16 protein-coding genes are annotated in these 12399 nt (G+C 64.5%); 5 read left to right on the top strand and 11 right to left on the bottom strand.

Annotated elements, in window-relative coordinates; all coding sequences use genetic code 11:
- Positions 1-408: 408 nt before the first annotated feature.
- Positions 409-888, bottom strand: a complete 480-nt coding sequence (locus PKB_RS30580; protein WP_084166641.1) for a DUF2778 domain-containing protein — start codon at positions 886-888, stop codon at positions 409-411.
- Positions 885-1367: an Hcp family type VI secretion system effector gene (locus PKB_RS13965; RefSeq protein ID WP_043252609.1), complete on the bottom strand. Its 483-nt coding sequence runs from the start codon at positions 1365-1367 to the stop codon at positions 885-887. Before PKB_RS13965 ends, PKB_RS30580 begins: the two co-directional genes overlap by 4 nt.
- A gap of 523 nt (positions 1368-1890) precedes the next feature.
- On the opposite strand from PKB_RS13965, the gene PKB_RS13960 reads away from it, so the two are divergent.
- Both PKB_RS13960 and PKB_RS13955 read left to right on the top strand, forming a co-directional pair.
- A complete protein-coding gene (locus tag PKB_RS13960; RefSeq protein WP_043252607.1) occupies positions 1891-2679 on the top strand; it encodes an SDR family NAD(P)-dependent oxidoreductase in 789 nt (262 codons plus the stop codon).
- A gap of 168 nt (positions 2680-2847) precedes the next feature.
- On the top strand, positions 2848-3288 hold the full coding sequence (locus PKB_RS13955; protein ID WP_043252604.1) for a carboxymuconolactone decarboxylase family protein: 441 nt from the start codon (positions 2848-2850) through the stop codon (positions 3286-3288).
- 38 nt (positions 3289-3326) lie between these two features.
- Here PKB_RS13955 and PKB_RS13950 read toward each other — a convergent pair whose 3' ends face one another.
- The 3 genes from PKB_RS13950 to PKB_RS13940 all read right to left on the bottom strand — a co-directional run bounded on the left by PKB_RS13950 (position 3327) and on the right by PKB_RS13940 (position 5905).
- Positions 3327-3755, bottom strand: coding sequence for an organic hydroperoxide resistance protein (locus PKB_RS13950; protein WP_043252602.1), 429 nt, complete (start codon positions 3753-3755; stop codon positions 3327-3329).
- 117 nt (positions 3756-3872) lie between these two features.
- On the bottom strand, positions 3873-5027 hold the full coding sequence (locus tag PKB_RS13945; RefSeq protein WP_043252599.1) for a YbfB/YjiJ family MFS transporter: 1155 nt from the start codon (positions 5025-5027) through the stop codon (positions 3873-3875).
- Complete coding sequence (locus PKB_RS13940; RefSeq protein ID WP_043252597.1) at positions 5024-5905, bottom strand: LysR family transcriptional regulator; 882 nt, start codon at positions 5903-5905, stop codon at positions 5024-5026. The genes PKB_RS13945 and PKB_RS13940 overlap by 4 nt, the downstream gene beginning before the upstream one ends.
- Before the next feature lie 88 nt (positions 5906-5993).
- On the opposite strand from PKB_RS13940, the gene PKB_RS13935 reads away from it, so the two are divergent.
- Positions 5994-7040, top strand: a complete 1047-nt coding sequence (locus PKB_RS13935; protein ID WP_043252594.1) for an NAD(P)H-dependent flavin oxidoreductase — start codon at positions 5994-5996, stop codon at positions 7038-7040.
- Between the two features lie 221 nt (positions 7041-7261).
- On the opposite strand, the gene PKB_RS13930 is transcribed toward PKB_RS13935, so the two are convergent.
- Positions 7262-8149 carry a DMT family transporter gene (locus tag PKB_RS13930; protein WP_043252592.1) on the bottom strand — a complete coding sequence of 296 codons (888 nt, stop codon included), beginning with the start codon at positions 8147-8149 and terminating at the stop codon, positions 7262-7264.
- 93 nt (positions 8150-8242) lie between these two features.
- On the opposite strand from PKB_RS13930, the gene PKB_RS13925 reads away from it, so the two are divergent.
- Positions 8243-9058, top strand: a complete 816-nt coding sequence (locus tag PKB_RS13925) for an AraC family transcriptional regulator (RefSeq protein WP_043252589.1) — start codon at positions 8243-8245, stop codon at positions 9056-9058.
- On the opposite strand, the gene PKB_RS13920 is transcribed toward PKB_RS13925, so the two are convergent.
- Together PKB_RS13920 and PKB_RS13915 are read right to left on the bottom strand one after the other, a co-directional pair.
- Entirely contained in the window at positions 9042-9248 is a 207-nt protein-coding gene (locus PKB_RS13920; RefSeq protein ID WP_043252587.1) for a tautomerase family protein, read from the bottom strand. The two genes, PKB_RS13925 and PKB_RS13920, sit on opposite strands and share 17 nt — an antisense overlap.
- 59 nt (positions 9249-9307) lie before the next feature.
- Positions 9308-10042: an SDR family NAD(P)-dependent oxidoreductase gene (locus tag PKB_RS13915; protein WP_043252584.1), complete on the bottom strand. Its 735-nt coding sequence runs from the start codon at positions 10040-10042 to the stop codon at positions 9308-9310.
- A 122-nt stretch (positions 10043-10164) separates the two neighbouring features.
- Here PKB_RS13915 and PKB_RS13910 point away from each other — a divergent pair, with 122 nt between their 5' ends.
- Positions 10165-11085, top strand: coding sequence for a LysR family transcriptional regulator (locus tag PKB_RS13910; protein WP_043252582.1), 921 nt, complete (start codon positions 10165-10167; stop codon positions 11083-11085).
- Positions 11086-11097: 12 nt separating this feature from the next.
- Here PKB_RS13910 and PKB_RS29875 read toward each other — a convergent pair whose 3' ends face one another.
- The 3 genes from PKB_RS29875 to PKB_RS13900 form a co-directional block, all read right to left on the bottom strand.
- Positions 11098-11256 carry a hypothetical protein gene (locus PKB_RS29875; RefSeq protein WP_167333368.1) on the bottom strand — a complete coding sequence of 53 codons (159 nt, stop codon included), beginning with the start codon at positions 11254-11256 and terminating at the stop codon, positions 11098-11100.
- A gap of 93 nt (positions 11257-11349) precedes the next feature.
- Positions 11350-11532, bottom strand: a complete 183-nt coding sequence (locus tag PKB_RS13905; RefSeq protein ID WP_043252580.1) for a hypothetical protein — start codon at positions 11530-11532, stop codon at positions 11350-11352.
- A gap of 146 nt (positions 11533-11678) precedes the next feature.
- The gene (locus PKB_RS13900) at positions 11679-12119 is read right to left on the bottom strand and encodes a hypothetical protein (RefSeq protein ID WP_052355283.1); all 441 of its coding nucleotides are present in this window, start codon (positions 12117-12119) and stop codon (positions 11679-11681) included.
- Positions 12120-12399 lie beyond the last annotated feature (280 nt).

Here is a 12399-nt window from a genome sequence, read left to right as displayed (position 1 = left end):
GTACCTATGGCCACCTTCGGGGCTAGCAATAAATTCGAGCAGCCAGTCCCCTTGGATCCCTATCGAAAACAGAAGGTATATCACAGAGAAAGTTATTAAATATGCATGCCATAGCATCAAGGTTTTCAAAGGATTCACTTTTCAAGCCTCGTGTCGGGTCGCTTTTTTTCTTAAAGTCATAATTGTTAGCGAAATTGAATAAATTAGGATTGCATTGATTGCCAGGGACAAAAGCAGGAGGATCGCCGTATAGGCGTCATCCCATGAATTCCCAAGAACATCTCTTGCGGGGCCGTCCACCAGTTCGTATAGATATCTTTCCGGCACGAACAAGAAAAGAATGTTAAAGATCAATGCATACGTAGCGGCATATAAATGCCATGCCAGCAGGAATCTCAATGGCTTCATTCAATAGACCTGTATTGTTCCGTAGGCTATTAGGCCTGGTGCCACCAAGAATCCTGACGTGCTCAACAGTGCGTTGCGAAGCAGATCAAAGTGGTAGTGGCTTGGAAAAGTAATGCAGCCTTCGCTAATTCCGCTACGGCCTGCTGGATGCAGTCTGAATTGGTCCCGAGTGATTGCACCTATAAAAGTCGTGTCATCTATTACGCCATCTGCGCGATACAAAGAAAACCACTTGGATCGGTCAGACTTCGTCCACCATGATGATGCAGAACTTATAATCTGGGACTTGGTCCCGCCTTTCGCTCTTGCAACTATGTAATACGTTCCGCGCGGCAATGGTCCAGCCTTTTTAATCATTTCCGATCCTGGGTTATTACGATGAGGTCCTGCATAGCCGGAGTACGCGGGAAAGAATCCGACTCCAGGGCAGTTAAGGATGGATAACCCTCGGCCGTTGAGATGAAAGCTGCAGCGGATCATCTTTCGTTCCATGCATCAGAAAAGATGATATTTCCGTCGCAGTGTTTCCAGGTGATCCTGGCGTAACGTAGAGATATTGACTCGGTATGGTTATGTTTTTCCATCGCCGCATCCTTGCAGTCGTGCATCATTGGGCAGATGGCAACCACCTTCACATCCTCAAGGAGCATATTGAAGTACTCCTCTTCCTGGCCTGCGTCATTGATCCTGTACCACTTGAATTCCGCCGATTTCAGCGTTTGCCCCTTGGCCACGGCCTTATAGAGATAAGGGCTGGAATAATCGAATTCCTTCTCGAAAGTCAGCGCTGCATGCTGCCTTGTTCCCGTGATTTTGCCGCTGCTGTCGTCGACCGGAAGGAACAGGCCATGCCCAAAACCGAAGATTTCAATGCTGCCTTCGCGCCCCATTACATTGACGCTGCCCTTGATATCCGCGCCGCCGTCATCTTTCAGCCAGAGGTGTGCCGGAATCGCCATATAGGTATCGCTCCCTTTGAATGGACGGCGCGGACTATAGAGGCCAGGGGAATATCGATCTGCATTTCAAGTTGTCGCAGGCAGATCGACGATGAATCAGGGACTGGCGAACGCTGGGATTTTGTGTCGAATAGCAGCTGGAAAAGATATGTTTCGTACGAAGCCAGCGGATGTTCTGAAAATTCCGTCTTTACATTCGAGTGAGCTGGCTTTCTAGCGCGCAAGTAGTGCGTCGATATGACACGACATTCCCGCAGGCGGATTAGGTTCGACGTTATCCGCCGACTGGCCTTCCTTCGGTACTTCATCTATCAGCCGGCCAGGCTCGACAGAGGAACAGGCGAGGGCAGGGCACATCGGTAGCAGTAATGCGCCGCACACCCCCGGCATTCCTTGCGGACCTGCGGTTGACGGACCGTTCCGCGGAAAGGCATGCGTACAGGCGGCGTCTGCTGGAAGGCTCCGGACGCCGGGACTAGGCTCCTGCCGGGTCCGGCCATTCCATCCTTTCGAGAGCAACGCCATGAACCTCAACCTGCACGACAAACTCGCCCTGGTCAGCGGTTCCACCAAGGGCATCGGCTTCGCCATCGTCCAGGGCCTGGCCCGTGAGGGCGCCCGGGTGATCCTCAACGGCCGCAGCCAGGCATCGGTGGACGCCGCCTTGGCGAAGCTTCGCGAGCGGCAGCCGGACGCGAAGGTCGAGGGCTTCGCCGGCGACCTTTCCGATCCGGCGCAGATCGCTGCCCTGGTGCAGCGTTACCCGCAGGTGGACGTGCTGGTGAACAACCTGGGCATCTTCGATCCCAAGCCCTTCGAGCAGATCCCGGACGAAGACTGGGAGCGCTTCCTGCAAGTGAACCTGCTCTCCGGCGTGCGCCTGAGCCGCGCCTATCTGCCGGGCATGAAGCAGCGCAACTGGGGCCGCGTGGTGTTCATCAGCAGCGAAAGCGGCATCCAGATTCCGGTGGAGATGATCCATTACGGCGTGACCAAGACCGCCCAGTTGGGCCTGTCCCGTGGGCTGGCGGAGAGCTGCGCCGGCACTGGCGTGACGGTCAACGCGGTGCTGCCGGGACCGACGCACTCCGAAGGGGTCGGCGAGTTCGTCGACAAGCTATCCGGCGGCCAGCCATTCGCCGAGTTCGAGGGTGAGTTCTTCCGCAGCGCGCGGCCAACATCGCTACTCAAGCGCTTCATCAGGCCGGAGGAGGTCGCCAACCTGGTCGTCTACGTCTGCTCGGAGGCCTCCTCCGCCACCAATGGCGCTGCCCTGCGGGTGGACGGCGGGGTGGTTCGCGCGGCGTTCTGATCGCGAGAGGCCGGTGCAACGCCGGCCTCTTTGTCCAAGGGCTCGTCATTGTCCGGCACATTGTTGCTCCGCCTTGGACTCCTGAAGATCCGCGGGATTGGCACCTGGTTCGGACAGGCCGCCGCTCTATGCTGGTAGCCCATGACGTGCCACCCGAGGAGCCCGACGATGGAGCCACGCCTGGATTACTACACGGCTTCGCCAGATGCGCTGAAGGCGATCCTCGCGCTGGAGGCCTCGTCCTTCGACCTGTCCATCGAGAAGCCGTTGCTGGAGCTGGTCAAGTTGCGGGTTTCGCAGCTCAACAACTGTGCCTTCTGCGCCGACATGCACGCCCTCGAAGCGCGCCGCAACGGCGAGTCCGAGCGGCGCCTGTTTGCCGTGGCGGTGTGGCGCGACTCGCCGTTCTTCACGTCCCGCGAGCGGGCTGCGCTGGCCTGGAGCGAGTCGGTGACCTTGCTGTCGCAGTCCAATGTGCCGGACGACGTTTATGCGCAGCTGCGAGAAGAATTCGACGAACGCGAGGCGGTCGACCTGACCGTGGCCATCGCGGCGATCAACTGCTGGAACCGGCTGGCGGTCAGCTTCCGGCAAGCGCCGGCTCTCTGAAGAGCGGACGGCTGCGGCCTGCGCCGCAGCCGATGGACTCAGTCGGTGATCGTCAGGGTGACGTCGATGTTGCCGCGGGTGGCGTTGGAGTAAGGGCAGACGATGTGCGCGCGGTTCACCAACTCCTGCGCCTGGTCGCGCGGCAGGCCCGGCAGGGAGATGCGCAGCTCGACCTCGATGGCGAAACCGGTGGGCACGGCGCCAATGCCGACCACGCCCTCGATCGACGGATTCGCCGGAATCGCCAGCTTGTCGCGCGCGGCGACGAACTTCATGGCACCGAGGAAGCAGGCCGAATAACCGGCAGCGAAGAGTTGTTCCGGGTTGGTGCCACGGGCGCCGTTGCCGCCCAGTTCCCTGGGCGTGGTCAGCTCGACGTCGAGGACGCCGTCGGAGGAAATGGCGCGGCCCTCGCGACCACCGGTGGCTTCGGCATAGGCGCGGTACAGCACTTTCTCGATGGACATGGCGGAACTCCAGGCTGTGGGAGGGTCCTTCACTGGGCCGGACCGGGTGCCTCGGCGCAGGGGAGGGACTGTCCAGTCTTGGCCAGACTCGGGCTGGCCGCCAGTCCGTGGGTCGGCTCAGTCAGGGGACGTAGCCCGTGCAACGCGTGCCGGTTGCCAGGTGCAGGCGGCGGCAAGAAGCAGCGCTACGGCAGCAACCAGTAGCGCCGGCGCGAAGCTGCCACTCCAGTGATAAAGGGCGCTGGAGGCCAGTGGCCCGGCGATCTGCCCGACGCCATAAACCGCCGTCATTGCCGCCAGCATGTTGAAGCGCACGCGGCTCGCCACCTGGCGTGCCGCCGGCATGGCGATGGTCGCGGTGCCCATGAAGGTCCCGCCGACCAGCAGGGCGCTGGCCAGATAGGCCGGCGAGCTTTGCTGCAGCGCCGGCAGCATCACGCCCAGGGCCTGCAGCGCCAGGTTGGCCGCCAGCGCACGCCTTGCGCCAAGGCGCTGGTGCAGCCAGTGCCAGAGGAAGCAGGAAGGCACCGCACCGAGGCCGAAGACCGCCCAGGCCTGCACCGGGTCGAGCGGACCGAGCGCCCCCTTCATGAGCAGGGGCAGGTAAGTCGCGGTGATGATGTAGCCGAAGCCGGCGAGGCCATAGACCACCAGCACTGCAGCGGGATCGAGCAACGCAGTGCCCTGGGCGTGCGCCTTGGCCTGCGTGGGGGCCGCGACGGCCGGGCGCCCCAGCACCGACCAGGCGAACAGCAGCGGCAGCACGCCGGCGCCGGCCAGCAGCAGCCAGATGCCAGGGCTGCCGAGGCCTCCATGCGCGCCTGCGGCGATCAGCTCCGCCGAAACCAGGATGCCGAAGCCCACGCCGGCGAACATCAGGGGCGCGGCGCCGTGTTGCTGCATCTGATGCAACAGCCACACGGAAGCCCCGACCATGGCCATGGCGCTGAGCACCCCGGCAACGAAGCGCACGCCAACGGCGAACCAGACCGGCGCTGGCAAGGCCATGGCAGCCAGGCCGAGCAGGGTGCCGAGCACCGCGATGCGGCAGAGCCTTGCGGCCTGGTCTTCCGGGTAGCGCGCCAGGAGCAGGGCACCGAGCAGGTAGCCGGCGTAGTTGGCCGATGCAGCCAGGGAACCCGCGTTCACGCTGAGCAGGCCATCGCGGACCATCAACGGGTAAAGCCCGGTGAAGGCGAAGCGGCCGAAGCCCATGCCCAGTGCCAGGATCAGCGCGGCGGTGAAGCCGGCCAAGCGATCGCGATTGTTCATGATGAGGGGGCCTGCAGGGTCTCGCGGAAGCGTTCGAAGGCGGCCGTGGCGTAGCCCTCGCGCCACACCAGCCAGGTATCGGTCTCCAGCAGTGGATGCAACTGCACGGCCGGCGGCTGACGCTGCAGGTCGACCAGCGAGCGCGGCAGGATGCCGACGCAGGCGCCGGCAGCCACGCAGGCGAGAATCCCGTGGTAGGAGCCGACTTCCTGCACCTGCACCCGCGTGCCCCCGGCGTTCAGCCAGTCCTCGGCGATTTGCCGGTAGGTGCAGCCTCGGGCGAAGCCAGCCAGGGTGCGTACCTGCACGTCCTCGGCGGCGTTGACCGGCGGGTGATTGCCGGGCAGCGCCAACAGCAGTTGTTCATGGAACACCGGTACGCCCAGCAGGCCGCGTTCCAGCGTGCGTTCGGCCTTGCTGTCCGCGAGGATCGCATCGGGATGGGCGATCAATGCGCAATCGAGGCGGCGTGACAGCACGCCGTCCACCAGCGCCTGGCTGGTGCCGGTGCTGACTTCCAGTTGCACCTGCGGACAGGCGTTGTGGTAGGCGGCCAGCGGGCCGGGCAGGCGGCTGGCCGCGGTGCTTTCCATGCTGCCCACGCGCAAGGTGCCGGCGGCGACCTGCGGGTGCAGCGACTGCCGCGCCTCTGCGGCCAGGGCCAGGAGCTTCTCGGCGTAGGCGAGGAATTCGCGGCCCGGGTCGGTCAGGGTCATGCGCTTGCCGTCGCGAAGGAACAGTTGGACGCCGAGGTCTTCTTCCAGTTGGCGGATGCGCGTGGTGACGTTCGACTGCACACGCTGCAGGCGCGCGGCAGCACGGGTGACGCTCTGCTCCTCGGCGACGCTGCGGAAAATCTCCAGGCTGGATAGGTCCATGGCTATCAATCTCTTTCAGAGAACATATTGCACAGAATATTCTCCATGTGAGATTTTAAGTCAATCATTCCCAGACGAGGCCACGACCATGTCCATCCGCCAGCGACTCGCCATCGATCACCCCATCATCCAGGCGCCCATGGTCGGCGTGTCGACGCCGGCACTGGCGGCCGCAGTCTCCAACGCTGGAGGACTGGGCTCGGTAGGCCTGGGAGCCAGCACACCGGCGCAGGCGCGGGAAACCATCGCCCAATTGCGTGGGCTTACCGACCGGCCGTTCAACGTCAACCTGTTCTGCCATCGACCGGCGCAGGCCGACGCGGCGTGCGAGGCCCGCTGGCTTGAACACCTGCGGCCGCTGTTTACAGAACTGGGGGGCGAACCGCCGGCCGCGCTGCGCGAGATCTACCGTAGCTTCGTCGACGACCCGCAGATGCTCGAACTGCTGCTGGAGGTTCGCCCGCCGGTGGTCAGCTTCCACTTCGGCCTGCCCGAGCAGCGCTGGATCGACCACCTCAAGGCGGCCGGCATCACCTTGCTGGCCTGTGCCACCAACCTGGATGAAGCACGCGCCATCGAGGCGGCCGGAATAGATGCGGTGATCGCCCAGGGCTACGAGGCGGGCGGCCATCGCGGCATCTTCGACCCCGAACATGACGACCGCCTCGGGACCCTGGCCTTGGTCGGCAGCCTGGTGCCGGCCCTGAACGTGCCGGTGATAGCTGCCGGCGGCATCATGGATGGTCGCGGAATCCGCGCGGCACTCGCCCTGGGCGCCGAAGCGGTTCAGATGGGCACGGCGTTCATCGCCTGCCCGGAGTCTTCGGCCAATGCGGCCTATCGTGCCGCGCTGCGCAGCGACAAGGCCTGGCATACGCAGGTCACGGCGGCGATTTCCGGTCGCCCGGCACGCGGCCTGGTGAATCGGCTGTTCACCGACCTGCAAAGCCCTGATGCGCCGGCCTTGCCCGATTACCCGATGACCTACGACGCCACCAAGGCCCTCCTGGCGGCGGCCCAGGCCAGCGGCAACGGCGACTTCGCCGTGCAGTGGGCCGGGCAGGGTGCGCCCCTGGCCCGTGAGCTGCCGGCGGCGGAGCTGATGGCGGCGTTGTTGGCAGAAATGCAGAGCTGAAGCGCGCTCGCTGACAGCGTCCCGTTTGGATTGACTCCGTTCCCTCTCCCTGCAGGAGCGGATTCATCCGCGAAAACCCCACACCAATGCCACCTTGTAGGAGCGGGTCATGCCCGCGATTCGCGGACAAGGTCCGCTCCTACAGTGAAAAGACCGTGCGCGCGCGAACGCCGCGTAGGAGCGGATCTCATCCGCGAAAATCCCCGCACCAATTCCCTCGATTATTCGCTGGCCAGGCTTACCGCCGGCCGCGGCCGCCAGCGTTCGGCGATGACCACGCCAGCGATGATCAGCGTACCGCCAAGCAGGTGGTACAGGCCTAGGCGCTCGTCCAATACCAGCGAAGCGATGGCCGCCGTGGCGACCGGCGACAGGTTGACGAACTGCGCCATGCGGTTGGGGCCCATCTCCTGCACGCCGCGCATCCACGCCAGGGGCGCGGCTATCGAGGCCATCAGTCCGGCATAGGCCACCAGCGGCAAGTTGCCGGCGTTCAGGCCCTGGTGCGGCGACAGCAGGTACAGCGGGAAGAGCGCGATGATCGCCACCAGCACCTGCAGGTAGAGGAATTGCAGGGCCGGCAGGCGGATCTGCCACTTCTTCAGCAGCACGCCATAGAGCGCGTAGGCCAGGGTGGCTACCAGCATCATGCAGTCGCCCAGGCCAACGCCTTGGTGCAGCAGGCTGCGCAGGTCGCCATGGGCGATTACCAGCAGCACGCCGAACAGCGACAGCAGCGATCCAGCCACTGCACCGATATGCAGGCGCTGGCCGAGGAGGGCGCTGGCCAGGCCGATGGACATCAGCGGCATCAGGGCGAGGATCATGCCCATGTTGGTTGCCGTGGTCTTGGAGGCGGCGTAATAGGCCAGGCACTGGTACACGGCCATGCCCAGCAAGCCGAGGACGACGATGCGGCCGACTTGCGGCGCAAGCTCGCGGCGCCGCGCGAGGATCGGCCGCAAGACGAACGGGGTGAGCAGGACGCCGACCAGCGCCCAGCGGAAGAAGCCGATCTCGGCAGGCGCGATCTGGCCTACGGCGAGTTTGTTGACGACGGTGTTGCCGGCCCAGACGAGCACGGCGAAGAGCGGGAAGAAGTAAGGCATGGAAGTCTTTCGGTAATGCGGTGGCGGCCATTTTCCCGCAGTCCGATTCGGCGCTTATACTTCGTTTCGGACAACTTGCCACGCCAACCGGACATGCCTGCCAGCAAAACCTATCTAACGCTGCCGTTGCCTGACCTTGAGCAACTGCCGGCGCCGCTGTACTTCCGCTACGACGAGTTTGGCGCCGAGACCCATTCGGCGCCCCACAGCCATCCATGGGGCCAGCTCAACTATGCCGCCCACGGGGTGATGCAACTGGATGTCGGCGGCCAGCGCTTTCTCTCGCCACCGCAGTACGCGGTGTGGATGCCGCCGGGCGTGGTGCACGGTTGCTACAACCGCGAAGCCATCGTCTACCGCTCGCTCTATGTCAGTGCCGAGTTGTCGCGGACGCTGCCGGCGACGCCCTGCACGCTGCAGATCAGCGACATCCTCAAGGCCATCCTCTCGGACTTCGCCGCGCGTGGGGTGAACATCCCGCAGACCCCGGCCGACCGGCGCCTCGCCCAGGTGGTGCTGGATCAACTGCAGAGCGCACCGCTTCGCGATGATTACCTGCCATTCGCGCAGAGCCCGCTGCTGACCGAACTGCTCGCGGCTCTACAGGCCGACCCGGCCGACAACCGCTCCCTGGCGCAATGGGCGCTGCAGGTGCACAGCACCGAACGAACCCTGGCGCGCTGCTGCCAGCGCGAGCTGGGCATGACCTTCGGCGAATGGCGCCAACGCCTGCGCTTTCTCGCCGCCATCGAAGCGCTGGAGGCCGGCCGGGGTGTGCAGCAGATCGCCTTCGATCTGGGCTACAGCACCCCGTCGGCCTTCATCGCCATGTTCCGTCGCCAGGCCGGCACGACACCGGAGCAATACCGCCTGGCGAACCGCGCACAGGACGTCAGCCGGGGTTCTTAGCCCGATATTCGGTGGTGGTGATGCCGGCGTAGCCCCAGTTATCGGTGTCGACTTCCTCGATGACGATGTGGGTCAGCTCGGGCTTCTTGTTCAGCACGCGTTGCAGGGTCTCAGTGATCTCGCGGATCACCTGGGCCTTCTGCTCGCGGGTAACGCCATCACGGGTAATACGCACATTGACGAAAGGCATGGTCGTTCTCCTTCACGGGCGGGTTGGGGCGGCGGGCTTGGCGCCCGCCGCCAGGGGGATTACCACTTGCCGACGCTCATGCCGCCATCGACCGGCAGTACCGCGCCGGTGGTGAAGTCGGCTTCGCTCAGGTAGATCACGGCTTCGGCGATTTCCTCGATGCGGCCGATGCGGCCGGCCGGCTGCAGGCCATTGAGGAAAGCACGGCTCTCCGGGTCGTGCATCGGGGTGTCGACGATGCCGGGGGCCACGGCGTTGACCTGGATGTTGTGCGGCGAGAATTCCAGCGCCAGCGCGCGGGTCAGCTGGTTCAGGCCGCCCTTGATCACCACCGGCAGGGCTGCCGGCACGCTGATGTTCGGCTGCAGGGCGATGCTCGCGGTGATGTTGATGATGTGCCCGTTGCCCTGCTGGATCATGCGCGCGGCGGCGGCTTGCGACGGGAACAGCGTGCCCTTGAGGTTGGTATCGATCATCGCGTCGACCTCGGCTGGGGTGTACTCGATGAAGGGCTTGGGCAGGAAGAAGCCGGCGTTGTTGACCAGCACGTCGACGCGGCCAAAGCGCTCGATTGCGGCGTCCACCAGGCGCTGTGCGGTCTGTGGGTCGGCGACGTCGCCGGCGACGGTATGCAAGTTGGCCGGCTCGCCCAGTTGGGCGCGTGCCTTGGCCAGGCTTTCCGCGGAGCGGCCGTTGCCGACCACGTTGTAACCGCGGTCCAGGAAGGCCTTGGCCAGGCCCAGGCCGATACCGCTGGAAGCGCCGGTGATGATGACGGTCTTGGTGTTGCTCATGGCTGGAGTCCTCGACTCAGGGACCGGCGGAGTGCCGGTGCTGTGGGAGTGACTTTATTTGTGCGCAGCCATCTGATAAATCAGCCTTCAATCACTTCACTTGATACATGGTGTAATCAATCATGCGCCGTCAGTTCGATGACCTGCAGCTCGGCAGCCTGGAACTCTTCTGCCTGGCCGCCGAATCCGGTGGCTTCAGTGCCGCTGCGCTGGCGGCTGGCGTCACCCCGGCGGCGGTGAGCCGCGCGGTGGCTCGGCTGGAAGAACGCCTGGGCATCCGCCTGTTCGTCCGCACCACGCGCAGCATCCGGCTTACCGAAGGCGGACGCGGCTACTACGAGCAATGCCGCCAGGCCCTGGGCCAATTGGTGGAGGCCGAGCGCGAGGCGATGGGGCAGCAGCTGCAGCCGTCCGGCACCCTGCGCATCAGCATGCCGGTGTCCTACGGCCACCTGCGCATCCTGCCGTTGCTGCCAGCATTCCGGCAGCGCTATCCGCAGGTGCAGGTCGACGTGCACCTGAGCAATCGCAATATCGATTTCGTCGGCGAGGGCTACGACGCAGCCATCCGCGTCCGCGCGCTGCCGGATTCCAGCCTGGTGGCGCGCCCGCTGGAAGACGCCCGCCTGGCCCTGGTAGCCGCGCCGGACTACCTGGCGCGACAAGGCACGCCGCAGTCCCTGGAGGATCTGCAGCGCCACGAGTGCATCCAGTTCCTATTGCCCAGCAGCGGCCGTGCGATTTCCTGGTTGTTCCGCGTCGATGGCGCGGACCAGGAGGTCTTCACCCAGGGCAACTACAGCTGTTCGGACGATCTCTATGGCGGGGTGGTGTTGGCGAAACAGGGCGCCGGGCTGATCCAGACCTACAGGTACTTGTTCGAGCGGGAACTGGCCGAAGGTTCGTTGGTGGAAGTGCTGCCGCAGTTCGCCGGCTGCTCGCGCCCGCACAGCCTGCTGTATCCCTCGGGACGCCACGTGCCGTTGCGCTTGCGCGCCTTCGTCGACTTCCTCATGGAGCAGCGCAAGCACTGGCCACGCTGAACCCGGCGCGACTCAATCGCCCTGGTCCGAGATCACACCTTCTTGCTTGGCCGCGGACAGGTGCGGCTCCTGCTGGCTGTCGGCTGGATCGAGCTCGACCAGCTCCTCGAGGTTGTCGGCCTCGTTGGTCACCACGGGATCGGGGTGGGGGGTATCCATGGGCGTCTTCATGTTGCAGCTCCGCGCGGGCTCGCCTGGCGACGGAACCCATTGTCCTCCCATCGGCGAACTTGCGTCGGATGGGCGACGGACGTGCGCGTCGCCTTACCAGTTCCAGGGCAGGAGAGGGGTCAGATAGAGAATGAGCAGGCGATGCGGATGCCGCACCGGGTAGCACGCCTGCAGCCTTGCATGGGCTTCGGAAGCGGACATCTGCCTGGCGAAAGTGCAGAGAACCGTCTTGCCACGGTACTGATCGTCCTGGAAATGCACGAGAAAAGTGTTCATCGAGTGCGCCGTAGCCGGTGGGCGGAAACAGCAGGACCCGCGCCTTGCTTGCGGTCCGGTTCAGCCAAGCATAGCCGCGCCGAACCGGCCCCAGCGGCCCGTCGGGCAGGCGGCAAGACGAGCGGAAGACGGGCAGGGCGCGGCCATCAACCGTAGGCGCGCCGCGCAGGATGCGCGCTGGCCTGGCCTAGGTGCATGCCGAAGGCTTGCATGAAGAAGTCCGCCAGTTGCTTGTCCAGCACGCTACTGTCGATCGATGCCAGGTGGGCCGGCAGGCGCCGGGTGTAGCCGCCGTGGACGGCGTATTGCTCGTGCACCAGGCCCTGGTTCTCGGTGTCGGCGACGATGCGGTAAATGCTGTGGCGCTGTCCGCCGCCCAGGCGAGCGAGCAGGCAGAGCTCGGGATGACCGTCGGCGTCGGTCAGCAACTCGACCTGGCAATCCAGGCCGCGGTCACGGGCGTAGCGACTGGCTTCCTCGAAGGCCGGCAGGGCTTTCCAGAGGACATGGGTCTCGAACGCGAAGAGGAAGGCCTCCTCGTCTGCGTAGTCGGCGGTAGCGGCGGGGCGTTGGGTCGGGTCGTACATGCCGGCGGCTCCAGAGTGGGGTGGAAACGCGCGATCGGACAAGGTTTATACCGGCGAGTGCCTCCTGGCGGGCCGGACGACAACGCCCATCACACTTGGACGGCCCCTGTCTGTCAACGAATTAGCTGGCATATGCAGCGAACTCGCAATAACCAGCGGTTCCAGGCGCCAGGGCGCGCGTCGGCGCGCGCGGAGCAGGGTATGTCGGTTAATGACAGCCCCAACGCCTGTTCGCGCGGTTATAATCCCCGGCTTCGTCGACCTGCCGCCATGGACTTCC

Source organism: Pseudomonas knackmussii B13 (genome assembly GCF_000689415.1).
Lineage (GTDB): Bacteria > Pseudomonadota > Gammaproteobacteria > Pseudomonadales > Pseudomonadaceae > Pseudomonas > Pseudomonas knackmussii.
Note: the sequence above shows the minus strand (reverse complement) of the source record. Positions and strands in the feature narration are given on the sequence as shown.

Coding starts and splice junctions, on each gene's coding strand:
- PKB_RS13905 (WP_043252580.1), bottom strand. CDS start 11,532: ATGAACACTTTTCTCGTGCATTTCCAGGACGATCAGTACCGTGGCAAG.
- PKB_RS29875 (WP_167333368.1), bottom strand. CDS start 11,256: ATGAAGACGCCCATGGATACCCCCCACCCCGATCCCGTGGTGACCAAC.
- PKB_RS13950 (WP_043252602.1), bottom strand. CDS start 3,755: ATGTCCATCGAGAAAGTGCTGTACCGCGCCTATGCCGAAGCCACCGGT.
- PKB_RS13910 (WP_043252582.1), top strand. CDS start 10,165: ATGCGCCGTCAGTTCGATGACCTGCAGCTCGGCAGCCTGGAACTCTTC.
- PKB_RS13955 (WP_043252604.1), top strand. CDS start 2,848: ATGGAGCCACGCCTGGATTACTACACGGCTTCGCCAGATGCGCTGAAG.
- PKB_RS13945 (WP_043252599.1), bottom strand. CDS start 5,027: ATGAACAATCGCGATCGCTTGGCCGGCTTCACCGCCGCGCTGATCCTG.
- PKB_RS13920 (WP_043252587.1), bottom strand. CDS start 9,248: ATGCCTTTCGTCAATGTGCGTATTACCCGTGATGGCGTTACCCGCGAG.
- PKB_RS13960 (WP_043252607.1), top strand. CDS start 1,891: ATGAACCTCAACCTGCACGACAAACTCGCCCTGGTCAGCGGTTCCACC.
- PKB_RS13935 (WP_043252594.1), top strand. CDS start 5,994: ATGTCCATCCGCCAGCGACTCGCCATCGATCACCCCATCATCCAGGCG.
- PKB_RS30580 (WP_084166641.1), bottom strand. CDS start 888: ATGATCCGCTGCAGCTTTCATCTCAACGGCCGAGGGTTATCCATCCTT.
- PKB_RS13965 (WP_043252609.1), bottom strand. CDS start 1,367: ATGGCGATTCCGGCACACCTCTGGCTGAAAGATGACGGCGGCGCGGAT.
- PKB_RS13915 (WP_043252584.1), bottom strand. CDS start 10,042: ATGAGCAACACCAAGACCGTCATCATCACCGGCGCTTCCAGCGGTATC.
- PKB_RS13940 (WP_043252597.1), bottom strand. CDS start 5,905: ATGGACCTATCCAGCCTGGAGATTTTCCGCAGCGTCGCCGAGGAGCAG.
- PKB_RS13900 (WP_052355283.1), bottom strand. CDS start 12,119: ATGTACGACCCGACCCAACGCCCCGCCGCTACCGCCGACTACGCAGAC.
- PKB_RS13925 (WP_043252589.1), top strand. CDS start 8,243: ATGCCTGCCAGCAAAACCTATCTAACGCTGCCGTTGCCTGACCTTGAG.
- PKB_RS13930 (WP_043252592.1), bottom strand. CDS start 8,149: ATGCCTTACTTCTTCCCGCTCTTCGCCGTGCTCGTCTGGGCCGGCAAC.